The sequence below is a fragment of the Exiguobacterium sp. SH0S7 genome (assembly GCF_004337195.1).
Taxonomy (GTDB): domain Bacteria; phylum Bacillota; class Bacilli; order Exiguobacteriales; family Exiguobacteriaceae; genus Exiguobacterium; species Exiguobacterium aurantiacum_A.
Map to the genome: position 1 here is coordinate 1 of NZ_SJVA01000001.1, position 18,032 is coordinate 18,032.

20 protein-coding genes and 2 pseudogenes are annotated in these 18,032 nt (G+C 48.9%); 18 read left to right on the forward strand and 4 right to left on the reverse strand.

Translation table 11 applies throughout. The annotated features are described in order from the left end of the window. Positions 1-164: IS3 family transposase (locus tag EVJ22_RS00005; RefSeq protein ID WP_145963190.1), on the forward strand; the 164-nt coding region annotated here is incomplete at its 5' end. On the opposite strand, the gene EVJ22_RS00010 is transcribed toward EVJ22_RS00005, so the two are convergent. Next, positions 165-662: a hypothetical protein gene (locus EVJ22_RS00010; protein WP_131442798.1), complete on the reverse strand. Its 498-nt coding sequence runs from the start codon at positions 660-662 to the stop codon at positions 165-167. A gap of 392 nt (positions 663-1,054) precedes the next feature. Between EVJ22_RS00010 and EVJ22_RS00015 the strand changes: the two genes are divergently transcribed. Together EVJ22_RS00015 and EVJ22_RS00020 are read left to right on the forward strand one after the other, a co-directional pair. Continuing rightward, complete coding sequence (locus tag EVJ22_RS00015; RefSeq protein ID WP_071397497.1) at positions 1,055-1,564, forward strand: PH domain-containing protein; 510 nt, start codon at positions 1,055-1,057, stop codon at positions 1,562-1,564. Further along, entirely contained in the window at positions 1,561-3,054 is a 1,494-nt protein-coding gene (locus tag EVJ22_RS00020; RefSeq protein WP_071397498.1) for a PH domain-containing protein, read from the forward strand. The genes EVJ22_RS00015 and EVJ22_RS00020 overlap by 4 nt, the downstream gene beginning before the upstream one ends. A 118-nt stretch (positions 3,055-3,172) precedes the next feature. Here the strand turns inward: EVJ22_RS00020 and EVJ22_RS00025 are convergent, their stop codons facing one another. The 3 genes from EVJ22_RS00025 to EVJ22_RS00035 are packed head-to-tail and all read right to left on the reverse strand — an operon-like array spanning position 3,173 to position 5,548. Then, entirely contained in the window at positions 3,173-4,237 is a 1,065-nt protein-coding gene (locus EVJ22_RS00025) for a sensor histidine kinase (protein ID WP_233589539.1), read from the reverse strand. A 49-nt stretch (positions 4,238-4,286) separates the two neighbouring features. Continuing rightward, the gene (locus EVJ22_RS00030; protein WP_071397500.1) at positions 4,287-4,967 is read right to left on the reverse strand and encodes a response regulator transcription factor; all 681 of its coding nucleotides are present in this window, start codon (positions 4,965-4,967) and stop codon (positions 4,287-4,289) included. 20 nt (positions 4,968-4,987) lie between these two features. Next, the gene (locus EVJ22_RS00035; protein WP_071397501.1) at positions 4,988-5,548 is read right to left on the reverse strand and encodes a VanZ family protein; all 561 of its coding nucleotides are present in this window, start codon (positions 5,546-5,548) and stop codon (positions 4,988-4,990) included. A 777-nt stretch (positions 5,549-6,325) separates the two neighbouring features. On the opposite strand from EVJ22_RS00035, the gene EVJ22_RS00040 reads away from it, so the two are divergent. The 15 genes and pseudogenes from EVJ22_RS00040 to EVJ22_RS15680 form a co-directional block, all read left to right on the forward strand. Next, positions 6,326-7,588 (forward strand): NCS2 family permease, encoded by a 1,263-nt coding sequence (locus EVJ22_RS00040; protein ID WP_016508713.1) that lies wholly within the window; start codon positions 6,326-6,328, stop codon positions 7,586-7,588. Between the two features lie 229 nt (positions 7,589-7,817). Beyond that, positions 7,818-8,393 (forward strand): TetR/AcrR family transcriptional regulator, encoded by a 576-nt coding sequence (locus EVJ22_RS00045; protein ID WP_071397502.1) that lies wholly within the window; start codon positions 7,818-7,820, stop codon positions 8,391-8,393. 100 nt (positions 8,394-8,493) lie between these two features. Next, positions 8,494-8,727, forward strand: a pseudogene (locus tag EVJ22_RS00050) (alpha/beta fold hydrolase); the annotation flags it as partial. Positions 8,728-8,760: 33 nt separating this feature from the next. Continuing rightward, positions 8,761-9,774 carry an NADP-dependent oxidoreductase gene (locus EVJ22_RS00055; protein WP_071397503.1) on the forward strand — a complete coding sequence of 338 codons (1,014 nt, stop codon included), beginning with the start codon at positions 8,761-8,763 and terminating at the stop codon, positions 9,772-9,774. A gap of 47 nt (positions 9,775-9,821) precedes the next feature. Further along, on the forward strand, positions 9,822-10,607 hold the full coding sequence (locus tag EVJ22_RS00060) for an SDR family NAD(P)-dependent oxidoreductase (protein WP_071397504.1): 786 nt from the start codon (positions 9,822-9,824) through the stop codon (positions 10,605-10,607). Between the two features lie 102 nt (positions 10,608-10,709). Continuing rightward, the gene (locus tag EVJ22_RS00065; protein WP_071397505.1) at positions 10,710-11,303 is read left to right on the forward strand and encodes an Imm64 family immunity protein; all 594 of its coding nucleotides are present in this window, start codon (positions 10,710-10,712) and stop codon (positions 11,301-11,303) included. Positions 11,304-11,436: 133 nt separating this feature from the next. Beyond that, positions 11,437-11,925, forward strand: a complete 489-nt coding sequence (locus EVJ22_RS00070; RefSeq protein ID WP_071397506.1) for a DinB family protein — start codon at positions 11,437-11,439, stop codon at positions 11,923-11,925. A gap of 35 nt (positions 11,926-11,960) precedes the next feature. Beyond that, positions 11,961-12,413, forward strand: a complete 453-nt coding sequence (locus EVJ22_RS00075; protein ID WP_158625480.1) for a DUF3916 domain-containing protein — start codon at positions 11,961-11,963, stop codon at positions 12,411-12,413. A gap of 186 nt (positions 12,414-12,599) precedes the next feature. Next, complete coding sequence (locus EVJ22_RS00080; protein ID WP_233589540.1) at positions 12,600-13,349, forward strand: hypothetical protein; 750 nt, start codon at positions 12,600-12,602, stop codon at positions 13,347-13,349. Then, positions 13,346-14,269 carry an AAA family ATPase gene (locus EVJ22_RS00085; protein ID WP_016508724.1) on the forward strand — a complete coding sequence of 308 codons (924 nt, stop codon included), beginning with the start codon at positions 13,346-13,348 and terminating at the stop codon, positions 14,267-14,269. The genes EVJ22_RS00080 and EVJ22_RS00085 overlap by 4 nt, the downstream gene beginning before the upstream one ends. 2 nt (positions 14,270-14,271) lie before the next feature. Next, positions 14,272-15,339, forward strand: coding sequence for a DUF58 domain-containing protein (locus EVJ22_RS00090; protein ID WP_233589541.1), 1,068 nt, complete (start codon positions 14,272-14,274; stop codon positions 15,337-15,339). 14 nt (positions 15,340-15,353) lie between these two features. Beyond that, the gene (locus tag EVJ22_RS00095) at positions 15,354-16,058 is read left to right on the forward strand and encodes a hypothetical protein (protein ID WP_131442806.1); all 705 of its coding nucleotides are present in this window, start codon (positions 15,354-15,356) and stop codon (positions 16,056-16,058) included. Then, a complete protein-coding gene (locus EVJ22_RS15600) occupies positions 16,055-16,945 on the forward strand; it encodes a barstar family protein (protein WP_233589542.1) in 891 nt (296 codons plus the stop codon). The genes EVJ22_RS00095 and EVJ22_RS15600 overlap by 4 nt, the downstream gene beginning before the upstream one ends. A gap of 66 nt (positions 16,946-17,011) precedes the next feature. Next, on the forward strand, positions 17,012-17,425 hold the full coding sequence (locus EVJ22_RS00105; RefSeq protein ID WP_131442808.1) for a hypothetical protein: 414 nt from the start codon (positions 17,012-17,014) through the stop codon (positions 17,423-17,425). A gap of 64 nt (positions 17,426-17,489) precedes the next feature. Then, positions 17,490-17,738: pseudogene (locus EVJ22_RS15680) on the forward strand (CPCC family cysteine-rich protein); the annotation flags it as partial. Positions 17,739-18,032 lie beyond the last annotated feature (294 nt).

The window sequence follows — 18,032 nt, forward strand, 5'->3', positions numbered from 1 at the left end:
TCAAAACAGAGTTCGTCAGAAAGCGAAACTTCCCGAACCTAACGGTCCTCGACCGTGAATTACGTGATTACATACATTGGTTCAATAACATCAGAGTCCATGGAACATTGGGCTACCTAACGCCGAGGGAGTACAAACAAAGATACCTCTTCGAAATTGTCTAATTAAGTGTTGACAATCCATTTTCCAAGCTCAGTATCAGAGGCATAGAGAACGATTGGTGTGGTCGTGGACACTGTGTTCATGTTGGCTTGCGCTGACAATGGTCTCTCGTCAGCCGAGGACGGTGTCGCTTTGCGGCGCCGCTTGTCCCACCAATCCCGTACGCGCTTGTAGTACTTGAGAAATAGAATGAGCAAAAGACCTACAGCCGCCCATTTCAGGACGTCTGAAGCAGTATTTTGATTCTCACCGGTAATTTTTTTCTCAAAGCGTACTTTCGACAAAAGATCATCCCATTTCGCTATATCATTAGTGTCCTCTAGATTGTCTACTTTATCAAAGGTTGCCGACTCACCGTCGATATACCTTGGCTTCCCAGACATGTCTTGTTGGGTGGGACGATCTACAATCATTCCATATAGGAAAGTGCCTCCGATCTTAACTAAAGCGACGATGATCAAGGTCGATATGATGAAATAATACATTCTTCTTTTCTGCATAAACCCTCCTTCATTTTATTCTTCGAAAAGGTAAAAGCATAAATCAATCTTTCAAACGAGTTCAGTAGAGTAAGTTAATTTATACTTAAATATTCCATTATAAAAAAATAATGTCAATAATTGAATTTAAATACATTTAGAGGCTGTTAACCACCAACTTTTTAATTCGTCGTATAATAAAGAAATCTTAAGCGATGCGGAGAGAAGCGAATGCAGACTCATTTACAGCATATGATGAAGTTCTGGAACATCCGCGTCAGGTCCGACGAGTCAGACCTCGATTGGGACAGGTTGAACAGTTTCACAGTATCAAGGTGAAACTTTTTTCAAATAAACGACGTATACTAAAAGAGAGACGGACAACGCGTCCGAACGGATAGGGGGAAACACCAATGTCAGACATAGAAACAGTACCAGCATCACTCAGCGGAAAACTACCGATCGAAGCACGGACCGTGTTCCGGTTGTCTAGCGCCATCTTTTACTTGATCGGTCTCGTCATCACCGGCGGTCTCGTCGTCGCCTCGCTCTATTTTGACTGGCCGACGTGGCTTCAATACACGATGTACGCCTTGCTCGCCATCGATCTTATCTATAGCGCGATCGACATCATCGTGTTCCAAAAGTGGAAACAAGAACGCTTCACGTATGACGTAAAACCGCTCGAGATACGATTGCATCATGGCATCATCACGACACACGACGTGTTGATCCCGATGACGAAAGTGCAATACGTCCACGCCCAGCAAGGGCCGTTGCTCCGGAAATATGGTCTGCAGACGATCACGATTGGCACCGCGGCCGGGTCGCATGAGATCTATGCGATCGAAGAGTCGTTCGCGAAGACGCTCCGTGAACAAATCGCGGTCTACGCCCGGATTGAAGAGGAGGATGTCGTATGACGGAAGCGACGCTCACTTGGCATCGTCTACCGACTCGCGTTTTACTGTTACGTGTTTTAGAGGTCATCAAGTCGTTTATCATCCCGCTCGTACTGCTGTTTGTGATCAATAACGACTGGAGTTCGACGTTCGGCATCATTTTGCGCGTCGGGATCTTGCTTTTTCTCTTACTAGACGTGATTCAAAAATTCTTCGGCTGGCGTAATTTCCGCTACGCCTTGGACGACAAGACGATGTATATCATCGATGGGAATTGGATCAAAAAAGAGAAGTCGCTCCCGCTCTATAAAATTCAAAGCGTCCATTCGAACAGCCCGTTCCTTTATCGTCTGCTCAGTGTCGTCGAGTTGACGTTCGATACGAACGCGAACAGTGATGACGCCTCGTTCAAATTGGCCGGGGTGCTCCCACAGGAAGCGCAACGGTTAGAGGACATCCTCGACCAATCGCGGCAACGCAAGACCGAGACCGAACCGACACTCGAAGGCGAAGCAATCGAAGCCGTGACGGAAAAACCGGCCGGCGTCATGCTCTATGCCTTGTCGACACGCGAGATCATCATCGCATCACTGACATCGCTGTCGGTATTCGCCATCTTCCCGGTCGCTTCGACAGTCGTGTCCTCAATCGATGACTTCATCAACCTTGATGGAACGTTCAATCAAATCGAGGACTGGGTCGTCCATGCCTCGTTCATCGCGCTAGGATTATCTGTCCTGACGATTCTGATCATGTCTTTAATCATCGGGACTGTCATCAACTTCATGAAGTATGGAAACTTCCACCTCGAACGAAGAGGTGACCGGGTCCGCGTCGAGAAAGGACTTTTGAACCGTTCAGCGAAAGAAATCCCGTATGAGAAGATTCAAGCGATCCGCATCAAAGAAACGTTCATCCGGCGCTGGTTCAATATCGTCGGTGTCGAGCTCGTCGCAGCGGGCACGATGGACGAGTTAAAAGATGAGTCGTCGACGATTCTTCCGTTCGTAAAACGGAACAAGGCGATGGCCGTGCTGAACGAACACTTCAATCAGTTCACATGGGCCGATACGCTCCATCGTCTGCCGACACGTTCGCTTTGGATCAAGTTGATGCGCATCAGTTGGTTCGGTCTCATCATCAGTGGCGTCGTCCTTTATTTCTTCCGCGATTACGCCTGGTGGCTCGTCTTGTTGTGGGCCATCATCATTAGCGGCCGCGTGTTGAACTACATGACGACCCGCTATGCTCGGAACGATGACTTCATCGAGCTTCGGACAGGTGCGTTCAACGTCCGTTCGTTTTTAACTGATAAACCTCGGATCGAACGGGTAGAAGTGACGCAGACGCCGCTCCAACGCCGCTTTGGATTATGTAACGTCCAATTGTCGACGCGCGGCGGTCTCTTATCCGTCGAGTCGATTGAGGACATCCCGCGCCAAGAGGCGGACGCCATGCTCGCCTGGTTCTCACGCTATACAGTAGAGGCAGACATGAAAACATCGGTTTAACCTCAACTCAGACAAACTAAAAAGACGAACCAAGTCGCAATAGGCGATGTGGTTCGTCTTTTTAGTTCGAACAGCTAATAAAAAAGTATGGCGCGTCTGAGCGCTTGCGCGATGTTTTTCATAAAGAGGACTGTGTGGGGGCTTTGGGAAGCACGATCGTAAACGTCGTTTCCCCCGGTTGACTGCTCACATGAATTTCGCCCTCATGCAAATCGACGATAGACTTGGAGATGGCGAGACCTAGACCTGATCCGCCGGTGTAGTGGGCTCGTGACTTTTCGACTCGAAAAAATCGTTCGAACACGAAGGGGAGATCACGGGAGGGGATCGCCTCCTCCCCATAATTCGTCATTTTGATGAAGACCGCTCTATCCGTATCTTCAACGAACGTATCGATATACGTTCCGTCACGCCCATAACGCATCGCATTCTCGAGTATATTCTCGAACACGCGCACGAGCTTCAACGCATCGCCTTCAACGATGGGCCGTTCGGCTGAAGAACTGAATCTTGCTTCCATCTCAACTTCTAAGAGACGTAATCGGGACTGCGTGATGAGCTGATTGAGCAATTCATCGAGATGGACCTCGCTTTTTTGTAGGACGATGCGGTCGTTTTGTAGAAACGTATAGTCAAAGATATCGTTAATCAAACCTTTCAGATTGCTCGCGTTCTCATGGATCACTTGGATGTAATGACGCAATTCGACCTCGTCCCGGTAACGGTCACTATGAATCAAGTCAAGGTAGCCGGTGATGGACGTGAGCGGGGAACGTAAATCGTGCGCGACGTTCGTCACGAGTTCGTGCTTCAATCGATTTGCCTGAATCAATTCATACTCTGCTTTTGCCGCACTATTCGAGATGCTGCGGACGGTTGCCATCAACCGGTCTAGCTCTGGCGGGACATCTTGTTCAACCGCATCACAGTTGGCGTGGAGTTCTTCCACAAGTGATGTCATCCGCTCAATATGAAACTGTAAATAACGTTTATGCTCATACTGATAGATCAAGACGAAACAAACGGCGACCATTAAACTATAAAACAGGAATAACACACCTTCACGGAAATAGGAAAGGACGATGACAAGACTTTCCACAAATCGTGAAGACTCCTCAAAGTACCAGACGGCAGGCAGTAAGAGAACGCCGCTCAGTGTGGCGACCCCAAAAGTAATCAACACATATAGCAGACGTTTCCACATGGGGATGAACGTTATGACGCGCCATATATTATGTCTCAATTTTATATCCCACTCCCCACACCGTATGAATGATGACTTCATGTGGCACAACGGAATGTAATTTCTCACGGATGTTACTGATGTGAACCATCACGGTCTGGTTCGTCCCGACGCCGTGCTCTTGCCAGACAGTCTCAAAAATCTCTTCTGAACTATATACCCGGCCTTTATGTGTCGCCAGTAAATATAAAATCTCAAATTCACGTGCCGTCAATCGAATCATCTGCTCTTGCATCGTGACGGTGTGGCTGGCTCGATCAATGAGAAAAGGTCCTGCTAATACGCTTGAGGACTCACTGGGTCGATTGTAATTGGAACGGCGTAGTAATGCTTTAATACGAGCCATCAACTCGAGCGGGTTGAACGGTTTGATGATGTAGTCATCTACACCCGTCGTCAATCCCAATATTTTATCCATATCACCAACTTTGGCACTGACCATGAGGATCGGGATCTGACTCGTCTGGCGCACCCGCTTACAAAACTCAAGCCCATCCATCCGAGGCATCATCCAATCTAAAATAATTATGTCAAACGGTTCTTGGTTAAATAAAGCAAGCGCCATCTCCCCGTCGGTAGCCATCGTCGTGTGATACCCGTCATTCTTTACATACACATCAATCAGTTCTGCGATTTGGACATCGTCATCCACTAACAAGATTTTTGTCATGCCTAAAACTCCCTTGCGAATTAAAGTTGGAAATTCTGATACAAACGTCGGAACGGAGCGTATTGGACGACGAAGCGAACGAGTAGAAAGCCTAAGAGTGCGCCAAGCGCATTCGCCAATAAATCATTCACATCCGTGCTTCGTCCACTGCCTAGTATCGTACGCACCAATAATTGTGTCAGTTCAAGGATCAGACTAAACTGAAACCCTCGTTTAAGTATTTCTTGTGTCGTGATCGCCGGTTTCAAAAATGGAAGAAAACAGCCGAATGGGAGGAACATCACGATATTCAGCAAAAATGAATGCAAGTCGATGGTCAAAACCGGAATGAAATTAATCGTTCTCCACCATGGGACTTGGTTCGCGTATTTTCCTAAATTGACGTCAATCGGGAAAAAGACGAAGTGAAGGACACCTAATAAGTATATCCCGAATGATAGAAGCAAAATCGTTTGTGCGACTTTTACATTCTTTTTACGAAACGACCAGACGAGTAACGTGATCAATCCGAGAATCGCGAGCGGGATGAGGACGACCTTTGATTCGATTGTGAACATAATTGAATAATCTTGATTATACATGGTTGTAAACCTCCTAAGAATTTGAACTGCCTTTATCGTAGATGACAGTTCTAAAGATTTCTTAAAGGAGTTATAAATGAAATCTAAAAAAAGGCAAAGCGTCTCGCCTTACCCCAAGGTTTATTGAACAATGGACCAAGAAATGAACTCGGATTGCTATCGGGTGACCCAGTGGTTGTTCGTCACGTCAAATTCATCGTTTTCGTGTTTCTAATACTGAAAACCTGGAACAGATATGGTATGATGCAAGTAGAAAGAGACCGGTGCTCGATACACCGGCCTCTGGCTCACAGGCTACCACTTTAAGAGTGGCCCAGCCGCCACAATGGTTAGTGAATCAGAAAGTGACCCATCTCATTGCGCCGAGGGGGTCATTTTTTTGTGCGTTCAGACTTTGCACGATCGGATGATTGGTAGATTACCAAGTGAACAATGATCGGAGCGAGGATCGGGACGATTACGTAATCGCCGACCCAGGTCCATAGTTGTTCCATCCGCACCACCGCCTTCCTCCATTGCGGAATTGGCGGCTGACCCCACTATTGCTGTGTTAACCTGCCTCTTCATTATAGCAGATTCCGACTAAAATAGATGCTGAAAATAAGAACGCTTGTTCTTATTTTATAAAATGAACCTTTAGATGGAGTCGTCTCAACACTGGGTCCAAAGGTGGAATTGAACTACGATAGTGTTGCATGTCTGAAGTCAGACAGGATATAATGAGTCTCGTGTGTAACCACATGGGTGGGTGAGGGTGCCAACAAAGGATTGATTCCTATGGCAAAACAAACAGAATGGAAAACAGAAACATACGGGGGCGTGCTGAACTTTCTGGCGACAGCATACATCCCGGCCGTACATGCGGCAATCTTGACACAAGCCGGACTCCCGTTCGAGGGAGCGCTCGTCGGAGCGATTTTGACAAGCATCATCGGGACGTTCATCGCGGGACTGTTCAACTTACCGTTGTTGCTCCTACCTGGTATGGGCATCAATGCGTTGTTCACGTACACGCTCGTCTTGCAGATGGGGCTGAGCTGGCAGAGTGCGCTCGCCGTCTCGCTCGTCTCGGGGGCGCTTGTCGTCCTCATGACGGTGACGAAAGTGGCGAGGAAACTCGCGAACGCGTTCCCGCCGATTATTCATGACGGACTGACGGTCGGACTCGGCCTGTTCCTCATCTTGATCGGGCTCGAAGCGGCAGGGATCGTCTCGGGCGGTGGTGGGGCACTGCTCCACATCGGAGACCTTGGGGAGCGACCGGTGCAGGTCGCGTTCCTGACGCTATTCGTTGCGATTCTTTTGTTCTTGAAGATGGGACCGAGCAGCTTCCTCTGGACGATCGCGTTCGGTGTCGGCTTGAGCGCTGTCACGGGCACGCTCGACTGGACAGGTGAGTTCGCGCTCACACCGTTCTTCGAGTCGTTCGGTACCGTGTTCGGCAACGTGTCGTTCGCGCAGTCGACATCACCGATCTTCCTGATCGCGGTCGGCGTGTTGACGCTCGTCTTGTTGATCGAGAACATCAGCCTGATCCAGAATCAGACGCGGGCGATCGGCAAGGACGATCAAGCCCCGAAAGGCTTGATCGCCCAAGGGTTGTCGACGATGGCCGGTGCCATGTTCGGCTCGAGCCCGACCGTCTCGACGGTCGAGGTCGCGGCCGGCATCTCGGTCGGCGCACGCGGCGGCATCTCGTCGTTCGTGACGTCAGGTCTTTACGTCGTCTCGCTCTTGCTGTTGCCGCTGTTCGCGATCATTCCGGTGACGGCGATCGCACCGGTCTTGATCATCATCGGCATGATGATGTTCCAGAACGTGAAGCATCTGCCACTCGACAATTGGGAGCAGGCCTTCCCGGCGATCCTCGTCATTATCATGATCCCGTTCACGTACTCCATCGTCGATGGCATCGGGCTCGGCTTCATCGCCTACACGATGATCGTCTTGTTCAAGAAGGGCTATCGCTCGCTCAGTCCGGTCGTCGGTGTCTTGACCGTATTGTTCTTGGTTTTCTTTTCTTTACCAGTCTGGCTGTAAACATGCTGAACGGTCCCGTTCAGCATGTGCTCTCCAATCGACAGTAGAAACTTATTCCTAACGATTGGAGAGATAATCACGAGAAGAGGAGCGTCGTCCCGGGAGGATGATGCTCCTCTTCTTTCGTGTAATCAACTTCATTCTTTACTAATCGTTCTAGAAAGGATATAGTGAGGGTGTAGTTAGAACGTTCATTCTAAAACTGTGTGGTGACCGAAGGAGGATCGAGATGGCTAGAAGTAAAGAGTTTGACGAAACGATTGTATTAAAGAAAGCGATGGAATTGTTTTGGGAACAAGGGTATGAGAAAACATCGATGCAAGACTTGGTCGACCATATGGGGATTCATCGAAGAAGCATTTACGACACGTTCGGCGACAAACGCTCGTTGTTCTTAGCATCGCTCGGCGAGTATGAAAAATTCATCACGCATGAGATGGAGACGATTATTCATCAACATGAGTCCATCAAATCAGCCATCGAGGACGTGTTCCGCTTCATCCTGCGGTCTTCTGAAACCTATCCAAAAGGGTGCCTATCCGTCAATGCAGCCGTCGAATTGTCGCTCTTGGACCAAGAGGTAGACCGGATGGCGACGACGATGTTCCATCGGACCGAGGACATGTTCCAAGAGTTGATTCAACAAGGAAAAATCAGTGGCGAGCTGTCAACCGACATCGATTCGGAACAGACGGCGCGTTTCTTGCACAACAACTTGATCGGTCTTCGTGTCTTGATCAAAACGAACTACACGCAAAAAGAATTAGAAAGCATCATCGCGCTGGCACTCAGCGTGTTGGACTGACTTTCTTTTTTTACCTGTTTTAGAACGTTCATTCTAAAAAACGTCAACAGGTTTTTATCATACTTAGGGTGCACAGTTACAAGCCGTTGCGAAATGGGCGCAACAAAAGCCGGACGAAGACTATGCATGGCTACATGCGATCGAACAACCGGTCCTTGTGACGAATGGGATTAAAGATGTCATGGTGCCGACTGAGAACAGTTACATTTTGGCCGAAAAAATACCGAACGCACAATTGATCGTCTATCCGGATTCTGGACACGGTCATCTGTTCCAGTTCCCCGAACGATTTGCCGCACACGTCAACCTATTCCTCGATTCAGATGCGATTTGATCATCTGTCGAGACAAACAAAGGAGAGTCAATCATGAACAAAATGATGAAAGCAGCTCAAATCAGTCGATATTCGAAAGTAATCGAAGCGCAAGTGAACGAGGTACGTGTTCCGGACATCGGGGACAATGATGTGTTGATCATGGTAAAGGCCGCCGCCATCAATCCACTCGAGATGTTGATCATGACCGGTAGCGTAAAACTGATTCAAGATTATGCTTTCCCGCTGACAATCGGGAACGAACTGGCGGGTGTCGTCGAACAGGTCGGGAAACATGTGACCGGTTATTCCGTCGGGGATGACGTCTACACGCGTCTGCCGATCGAAAAAATCGGGGCCATCGCTGAATATGTAGCAGTCGATGCATCTGCCATCGCAAGGATGCCCAAAAACTTATCTTACGAAGAGGCAGCAGCTGTCGCTTTAACGGGACTCACAGCCTACCAAGGACTACATGAAGAGTTAAACGTCCAGTCCGGACAATCTGTGTTCATTCCGGGGGGATCGGGTAGTTTCGGTCAAATGGCCGTTCCGCTCGCGAAGTCGTTAGGTCTGACAGTGATCGTCAGTGGAAATGCGGAGTCACGCGAACGGACGCTGAAGCTCGGTGCCGATCAATATTTGGATTATACGACGCAAAACTATGAGGACGTCCTGAAAAACGTGGATTATGTCATCGATACGTTAGGGCCGACAGAATTCAAGAAAGAGCTGAGCATCCTCAAACGAGGCGGACGACTCCTGTCTTTGCGGACAGGACCGAATAAACGTTTCGCAAAAGACCGACAGCTCCCGTTCTGGAAACAAACGTTATTTTCGATGGCGGGTGCGAAATATGACCGGATGGCCAAAAAACATGACGTCGAATACCGCTTCATCTTCGTACGTGCGAATGGGTCACAACTCAAAGAAATCACGAGCGTCGTGGAGGCGAACCAAGTCGTTCCTGCCCTTCATCCGAAACGATTTACGATTGATGAAGTGAACGAAGCACTACAGTTAGTTGCGACGGGTCGGCCGAAAGGAAAGGTCATCATTACGTTCTGAAGTATGTGAGACTACTGCTTGTAGCAGAAAAAGAGGGAGAGACTGCCATGAAAAAAACGGTTCTCATCACAGGCGTGTCAGGTGGGATCGGCAAAGAATTGGCCGATCGCTTTGCCCGGGATGGACATGAGATGGTACTCGTGTCACGGAATGAAGCGAAACTGTTAGAAATCGCTAAAGATTATCGGATCAATCATGGTGTCGGCGTCACCGTCATCGCCAAAGACATCGCGTCACCTGGAGTGCCAGAAGCGATTTACAAGGAGCTCCAGGAGAAGGGGATCCACGTGGACTACTTGGTCAACAATGCCGGGTTCGGTCTGTACGGGACGTTCTTAGAGACAGACATGAACCAAGAGGTGAATATGATTGACGTCAACATCAAGGCGTTGACGGTGATGACCAAATTGTTTTTACCCGGTATGGTTGAACGGAATCAAGGGGGCGTCATGAATGTGTCTTCCATGGTCGGTTTTTTCCCGGGACCATTGATGTCGGTGTACCACGCGACGAAGTCATACGTGTTGTCGTTCTCAGAAGCGCTCGAAAATGAAGTGAGCGGGACGAACGTGACGGTGACCGCTTTATGTCCAGGGTTAACATCGACCGGTTTCGTCGACCGCTCCGGGATGCAGGCGTCAAAACTGTTTCAAACGGGCACGATCATGGAAGCAGGACGGGTCGCGGATATCGGGTATCGCGGTTTCATGAACGGAGAGACCTTGATCATCCCAGGGAGACGGAATCGGCTCGTTGCCTTCCTGCCCCGACTGCTGTCGCGTAAACGAATCACTCGTATGATGCGAATGATGCAGGATGGATCGAAGCAGTGAATGAATAGGGCGTCATTAGCATAAACATCTGAGGCTCAAACATAGCGCGGTACCGTTCCTAACGGTGCCGTTTTTTGTATGATTGAAAAAGGAGGTGTTCGAATGGATCAAGCAGGCGGATTCATTTCCATCGGGATGGCTTATCCGAGCCATTATCCGTTACCTAAACTTGCTCAAAATGTATGTGAGGAACTGTTAAGTAGCGGTGGAGAAATCATAAACGTGACATTCAGTCAGGATGAAGCGGGGAACGATTGGATGACAACGACAGATACCGACTTTGCTCGGATCGGGCATTACGGATCTATCCATTTACGAAGCAACTATTTTGGAGGCGTGGATATGGTGATGACCGTGTCCCTTCAAGTGATGGACACTTATGTCGGGATTCTCATCGATTTGAACTGGGGGGATGTCGTTTCACATCCTGCATCGAGATCCGCGTTCACACAGCTAATCGAACGACTGCTCGTCGACGTGTATCGTCATGTGCCATTCTCCTACGCGATTGCTGGGCACGAACTTGAACTGGATTGGGCCCCTGGGGTATTTCCGACGTCAGCGGACTGGCTAAATGCGTTTTCCCTTTCTATTGTCCCGACGCCAGAAGGCTTAACGGTCACTTACGGTTCGATTTCAATCGACGGGATAACTCCACAATTCAAAAAGAAAGTGTCCATCTCGCTAGATGTATAAGTCATCATTGTGAGAATCAATCGCTTCCGTCAAGCGTTCCTTGATTGACCAAGGATAGAAAAATATGACCGGAACAGAAGTAATCGAACATGATACAATTTCCTTACCTTATGAATTGAGGAGGGACAGATTCATGACTAATCGTTCAAACGTCATCGACGAATTTGCATCCTATACAGATTGGCTAAACACGCTAGAGAGATTGGATGAATCGATGTGGGAAAAGCCAATTGCGACCGACAAATGGTCAATCAAAGCAGTCGTCCTTCACATCGCCCATTGGGACAACCATCTGTTGAACGTCATCATCCCAGCCGTGAAGAACGGGGAAGGGATGATCTTCCCTGAGTTCGACTCGTTTAACGCGCGGGCGACCCAAAAAGCGAAACGTCTCTCGGGAGAAAACGTTCTCCAATTAGCCAAAAAGAGTCGAAGTTCACTCATAGAAGTGCTGCGGTCATTGCGTCAAGAGACGCTGACTTCGCACACGACGGCGAACGGGGTGACCCATTGCCCGCATCAGGGTGTTCCGTATACGCTTACTTATATCGTCACCGAGTTCATCGGACATGACCGGCATCACCAGCAGCAAGTCGACGCCATATTGGGAAGAACATCTTGAAGAGACGAGCGAAAGTGCGCGGTATCAGACGAAGATTGAAACGATTGCGCACGTATATCGACGAACAGACCTATTCGTTCCCGACGACGTTCCATGACGGGTATTGGCACAACAAAATCCCAATTGATCAATCGTTCTTACTGTCGGTGCAGGAGAACAGCCGGATTCAATATGCGGTCATCGAGGCGATGATGGAGGGGGCCTCCCGTCTCGTGCGTCTCCGAGAAGAGGAGCGGAACCGGGTCGTCGTCTTGTTGGACCTTCCGACGCTTTGGCAGTCCGAACTCCTCGTGTTTAAAAATGATGCACGATTGAAGGTGTTTATGAAACGTGACTCACCGGATCAGACATGGACGCCCTTGCCCTTAGATGATGTGTTTCAACAAAAGCTCGTCGCCTCAGCGGATGACGAGGTGCATCGGTTCCACGAGCGGATTCAAGATGAGGATGATATTTATACAGGAGAAGTCTGGTTGCTCGTACAATAAGCGAGCAACTTTTTTTGTTAAAAAACCGAATATTCCATTAATCCATATGCTATAATTCTTTCAAAACCATTTTCCAAAAAAAGGATTAAATGGTATTACCTAATGGAAGGAGCCGTTGAATGAGATGCAGTCCAATCTAAATAGGCATGTACGGATCATCGCATGAGAAAAGCCAAGTTTCTTTTTGTGTCAGCAGTCTTGATTTCCTTTATGCTGGTCGTTCTCTTTTCATTCTCTGGTCAATTCGCTTATACGTATTACAAAGGGTTGGATATCTCAGGGAGTGAAATCACGAGTTGGGTCACGGACTGTCACGACAAGCGAAAGTTGTTTGGGTTCATTGAGGTTGTCGATACGGATTTTTGGTGTGGAGATGGTAGTGAAGCAGATCCCGGGCCCGGTATTTCTGAAGCAGGAGCGATTGTTGGGCCATCAGATGATGAAGGCGGCACACCAAGGGAAGATGAGAATGACTCGTCTCCGTCATACGGTAAACCATCTACAAGCGATTCCGATCGTCTTTCCCTGTTACCTTACATTTCGAGCGCAATCCTTCTTTTGATTGGCATATGGATGTGGCGTAGACGTCGCTTCAACGAAAAGGAGAGGGAAGCCGTTCCGACAGACGAAAGGATCAACTCAAAGCAAGATCCAGACGTAACGTTCGAACAGGCAAAACGCCCCGCTCATCCACTGCCGGATTCTCCGTTACGGCAACATCTGATTCTATTCGAACAAGCGCTGCCGTCGCAACAACGACGACGACCTTTCGAGACGTTATCCGCCTGGGCGAGCCGCATCGAGCTCGACGCCTCACTTTTGAGCTATTTAGAGATTCGTTATGACAAAGTCGCCATCACCCCGCAACGTGAACAAACGTTTAAACAACAGCTTGATGCCTATTTACTTCGCTTAGAAAAGGAGTCTGCCCCATGACCATCAAACGCGTATTGGAACAATTAGACCAGATTTATCTCGGGAAACCTGAAATCACGCGCCTCTGTTGCACGGCGTTACTCGCGAACGGGCACATTCTACTAGAAGACGTGCCGGGTACCGGGAAGACGCTGCTCGCCAAAAGCATCGCGAAGAGCTTTGAGGCCGAGTTCACACGAATCCAGTTCACGGCCGATTTACTACCGTCAGACATCATCGGATCAGATTTCTTTAACATCCAAACACAGACGTTCGAAAATCGGACGGGACCAATCTTCACCAACATTTTGTTGATTGATGAAGTGAACCGGGCCGTACCAAGGACACAGTCGGCATTACTCGAGGCGATGGAGGAGCGTCAAGTCTCGATCGGCGGGGTCACGTATCAACTGCCGGAACCGTTCTTCGTCATCGCGACGCAAAACCCGATCGAGTCGGCAGGGACGTTCGCCTTGCCAGACGCACAACTCGACCGCTTCTTGATGTCCCTACAAGTCGGGTACCCCGAAGCGGGCGAGGAGCGTCAATTGATTTTACAGACGATTTCAAAAACTCGGCACGTCGTCCATGCGCTCATGACAAACGAAGCGTTCTTGACAGCGCAACAAGAAGTCGAGGAAATCCGACTTCATGACGATGTCGTGACATATCTACTTGCCCTCATCCAAGAGACACGGAATCATCCGCTCGTCGAAGTCGGGGCCAGTCCACGCGCGACGCTCGCCCTCGTCAAGGCGTCTCAAGCTTACGCTTATATCGAGGATCGTCAATTCGTGACCCCAGAAGATGTCCAAGCCGTCGCGCTACACGTCCTATCACACCGATTGACACTCACGCTCGAAGGGGACGTGAAATCGACAAAACGAGAAGTCCTCGCTGATGTACTAGAACGAGTCGATGTACCGGTCGAGAAGGTGTGAAGATGCGACAGGTCGAAGTTAGCACACCTTCCTTCTTAGACGATAAGCTATGGTCGGCCTATACCGGAATGCTTGTCTTGTTTGTTTGGTTCCCATACGTTTGGCCGCTCGCTTATCTATGTGGTGCCGTTCTGGGACTGATGGTTATCCGTAAATGGTTGACGAAAACGATTGTCGAGGCGACGAGTTTGTCTTTCTATCAAAAAGAACAGTTGTTGTTCGTGAATGATTGTGTCTCTCTAAGGATGGATGTGACAGCTGTCGAGCGTCTCGAAGAATTAGGGATTCCGACGTCGGTGCGATTGGTCACGGGACACGGCTTGACGTTTGATGAGGATCAGCGCGTGCGTGTCATTCAACTTTGCGATGAATCGACCTATTCGCTTCCAATCCATGCGACAAAGCGCGGGCCCGTTCAAGTCGAAGAATGCAATCTTCAATTTAGGCTCCCGTTTTGGCTCGGCACCATCTTCGTCACGGACCATGCGCTCACGCTTCCATCTTGGACCATCCTCCCGTCCATCACGAAACGGAACAGGTTGGACTCGCGCATGTTGCGGATGGGGGATCGACTCGTCAAACATTCACCGCTCCACGACCCGTTGATGATCCAAAGCTCAAAACAATATGAGCAAGAGCCGGTGAAACAAATTGACTGGGTCGCTACAGCCAAGACAGGGAAGCTACAGGCGAAAGTATATGAGCGCCAAAACCTCGATACGTTCACATTGATGCTTGACTTGAGCGGTCCGCTCGGGAATGGTCTCCACGCCCGTTACGAAGAGTTGATTCAACAGGCCGCTTATCTGGTATCCTATTTGGTGAAGGAAGAGTGTAAAGTCGAGCTGTTCATCAATCGCCTAGATGCTGATAATAAAGTCGATCACCTTCGGATGAGTGACGGTCGTAAGCAGTTGCGCCTCGCACTCGTGCGCCTGGCGTGGATTCACGAGTCGAATCGATTCGTCGCCTCAAAACGGTTTGGCCGAATCATCGAGCGCCAAAAACATCCACATGCGGAACTGATTCGGATTGATGCGTCATTCCTAAAACAAATGTCTGTCGGTTGAAAGGAGAAAGAAACATGTTCCGCCTGATCACAACATTCGCTTTAGCCGGGGTCTTCACGCTCGGTGCTACGTCGGCAGCTGCGGCGCCGACAGAACGATCCGCGGAGCGTTTCGCTGAAGAACATTTCGAGTCAATCGTCCTCGACCATATCGAAGGAGACGACCCGAGTAACTATCACTTGACGGAAAGTCGCACCGTCTCGTTCGGTCCGCTCCATGAAGTATTGATTGCCGCGCAATCCTGTTATTCGTTGGACGAAATGTGTACGTTCGTCTCGAGCAAGGAGTACGTATCAGCCGTCCTACAAGATGGGGAGCCGAGAAACGTCATCGGTACGTGGGAGCAAGAACCGGGCATTTTCGCCTTCTCCACGTTCGGGTATGGCGACGAGTTGGCCATTGCCTTAGCTGATGTGTCCGGCTCACTCGTCCATTCTGCTCAAGAGAATGCCTGGTTTGACTTAAACGGGGAGACGTTGACCGCCATGACGACCGATGCGAAACGGTTCGTCAGCGGAGACACGATCACGCTCGAGATGTATCAGAAACTCTTTGTCGAGACACGTTCAAACGATCAAGGTTCCGCGGAGGATGCCCTCACTAGTGGTTCAGGTGATGTTCAGACGACAGAGCCGACATCGTATCGGATGCTTGGCCTCGCGTTGTTGGCGGGGCTCCCGATCGGTTATCTTTTGTACCGGAGGCGAGGGAAAAGATGAATGTGAAACGTCCGTGGTTGCATGAAGTCGATGCGGCCACGGCTTTCTTTGTGCGTCAACACACGGTGCACACGAATAAATTTGAACAAAAGACGGAAAGGTTATCACGTTCGAACGATGGGACGTTATGGAAAATCGACCGTTATCAATTCGACCGAGTCTATGATCAAAGGCTTGATGAGGTGTATCGCTCGATTCGTCAACAAGACACTGATATCTTTTCGTTTCATTCGGATGATATACAAATCGATGAGGATTTCACGGATGCAACGATGCTACGTTACCTCATCTTGCATCCGTTCACTCAAGACGTCTATGTAGATGTCGCACCATCTGGGGTCGTTGAGACGGTGTATGTCTGGATGCATCCGATTGAGGTGTGTAAACAGAGAGACCAAATCACCCGTGTGACGCTAGACGTCTCAAACATCGTGACAGAAACCGAGTTGCATCACCTGTTAAAAGAACAGTTCCATTTCCCTTCGCATTATGGGGTGAACTGGAACGCATTTTGGGATGTCATCACTGATGAGATAGGATTACCGGATATCATTGAGTTCTACGGTTGGACGGAGTTAGAGCAACGTTTGCCTGAGGCGGCTTACGCGCTCGCAAAATGTTTTACGGACTACGAGAACGAGCCGGACTTGAAACCGAGTCGCATCATCTATCATAAGACAGAGATGCTCATTTTACCGCGTGCGCTGAAGGAAGGCGAGGCAAGCCGTTTGATCTACCGACATTTCACCGACGCAGCGTTCCCGTTACGCGTGGAGCGGAAAACAAAGGTACGTTTGCCAAAGAGACATCGCTTCTCGCTTGAACGTTGGGAAGAGGAATCGGTCACATCAAGGATTGTCCGCAATCGTGAGGAAATCGCCCCATAGCTGACACTTTCCCGTGACGAACATCGCCAAGACGTCGTCACGTTCTCAAATGAAACGGATTGGCTGGTGAGCTATGACCGTGAAGGGATTACACTACAAGGGACGACAATCGAATCCGTTAAGTCGATCGATACAGCGGATTATGAGACGTTCTTTCACCACGTGACAAAGGGTGTGTTTCCAATCGAGTTGACGTTCTGTCTCGGAGGAACGTTCGGCCCGAGGGAGAAAGTGTATCGATTGACGCTTCATGATGACGACTGGAAGAAATTGATTGAAGACAAGCTGCTGCCCCAGCTCGGCATTCCGAAAGCAAACGGGTTTTGGCAGTCCCGCTCATCCCCTACGTCTGTACAGACACTTGAAACGTTCATGGGAGAGTATCATCCTCATATCTTCGGAAACTTCGCACTGGCGCATGATGCGGACGATGTGTATCACTTTCTCGATCATGTGAACGGAGTGATTAAGCGGTTTTGAAATCATATTTCATGCATATAGACCCTTGAAAAGTCAGTGGAAATATCGGATTGGAGTTACATAAATGGAGCTGTATACATGCACCTATTGTGGTTATAAGACGATGGATGAAGAACCACCAGGGACGTTTTCGATTTGTCCAAAATGTTTTTGGGAAGATGATAGTGCGAGTCCGGATTCATGGGGAGGAGCTAATGGCATTTCATTGCGAACGGCGCAGCGAAATGTGATTCGATTTGGCGTATCCGATGAATGTTACGTCAACGAGTATAGTACGAAGGAATATCAAAAAAATGTGATGTGGAAACCCATATGGGAAACAGAAAACTCTCAATCGCCGTTAATTTTAATTGATGGTAATGTCTTCTGTAAGAAAAAGAACAAGAATATTGATATCAACCGGTTCAATGAACAATTTGAAAAAATGTTGAAACAAAATGGATGGACGTTTGGCGGAGAGTTTGTTCAATCTGAAGAATAAGAGACTGTTTTGAAAACTACACAACGCATCAAGCCATAAGGGTATGCCTCGCTGATTTTATTTGGCACTTAGAGTAAGAGAACATACAGAAATCAGGTGAAGTGATGTATCGATATAGAATAACCA

What these genes read in the sequence shown, in the direction of transcription:
- EVJ22_RS00010 (WP_131442798.1), bottom strand. Translation starts at nt 662, where the DNA reads ATGCAGAAAAGAAGAATGTATTATTTCATCATATCGACCTTGATCATC.
- EVJ22_RS00015 (WP_071397497.1), top strand. Translation starts at nt 1,055, where the DNA reads ATGTCAGACATAGAAACAGTACCAGCATCACTCAGCGGAAAACTACCG.
- EVJ22_RS00020 (WP_071397498.1), top strand. Translation starts at nt 1,561, where the DNA reads ATGACGGAAGCGACGCTCACTTGGCATCGTCTACCGACTCGCGTTTTA.
- EVJ22_RS00030 (WP_071397500.1), bottom strand. Translation starts at nt 4,967, where the DNA reads ATGACAAAAATCTTGTTAGTGGATGACGATGTCCAAATCGCAGAACTG.
- EVJ22_RS00035 (WP_071397501.1), bottom strand. Translation starts at nt 5,548, where the DNA reads ATGTATAATCAAGATTATTCAATTATGTTCACAATCGAATCAAAGGTC.
- EVJ22_RS00040 (WP_016508713.1), top strand. Translation starts at nt 6,326, where the DNA reads ATGGCAAAACAAACAGAATGGAAAACAGAAACATACGGGGGCGTGCTG.
- EVJ22_RS00045 (WP_071397502.1), top strand. Translation starts at nt 7,818, where the DNA reads ATGGCTAGAAGTAAAGAGTTTGACGAAACGATTGTATTAAAGAAAGCG.
- EVJ22_RS00055 (WP_071397503.1), top strand. Translation starts at nt 8,761, where the DNA reads ATGAACAAAATGATGAAAGCAGCTCAAATCAGTCGATATTCGAAAGTA.
- EVJ22_RS00060 (WP_071397504.1), top strand. Translation starts at nt 9,822, where the DNA reads ATGAAAAAAACGGTTCTCATCACAGGCGTGTCAGGTGGGATCGGCAAA.
- EVJ22_RS00065 (WP_071397505.1), top strand. Translation starts at nt 10,710, where the DNA reads ATGGATCAAGCAGGCGGATTCATTTCCATCGGGATGGCTTATCCGAGC.
- EVJ22_RS00070 (WP_071397506.1), top strand. Translation starts at nt 11,437, where the DNA reads ATGACTAATCGTTCAAACGTCATCGACGAATTTGCATCCTATACAGAT.
- EVJ22_RS00085 (WP_016508724.1), top strand. Translation starts at nt 13,346, where the DNA reads ATGACCATCAAACGCGTATTGGAACAATTAGACCAGATTTATCTCGGG.
- EVJ22_RS00090 (WP_233589541.1), top strand. Translation starts at nt 14,272, where the DNA reads ATGCGACAGGTCGAAGTTAGCACACCTTCCTTCTTAGACGATAAGCTA.
- EVJ22_RS00095 (WP_131442806.1), top strand. Translation starts at nt 15,354, where the DNA reads ATGTTCCGCCTGATCACAACATTCGCTTTAGCCGGGGTCTTCACGCTC.
- EVJ22_RS15600 (WP_233589542.1), top strand. Translation starts at nt 16,055, where the DNA reads ATGAATGTGAAACGTCCGTGGTTGCATGAAGTCGATGCGGCCACGGCT.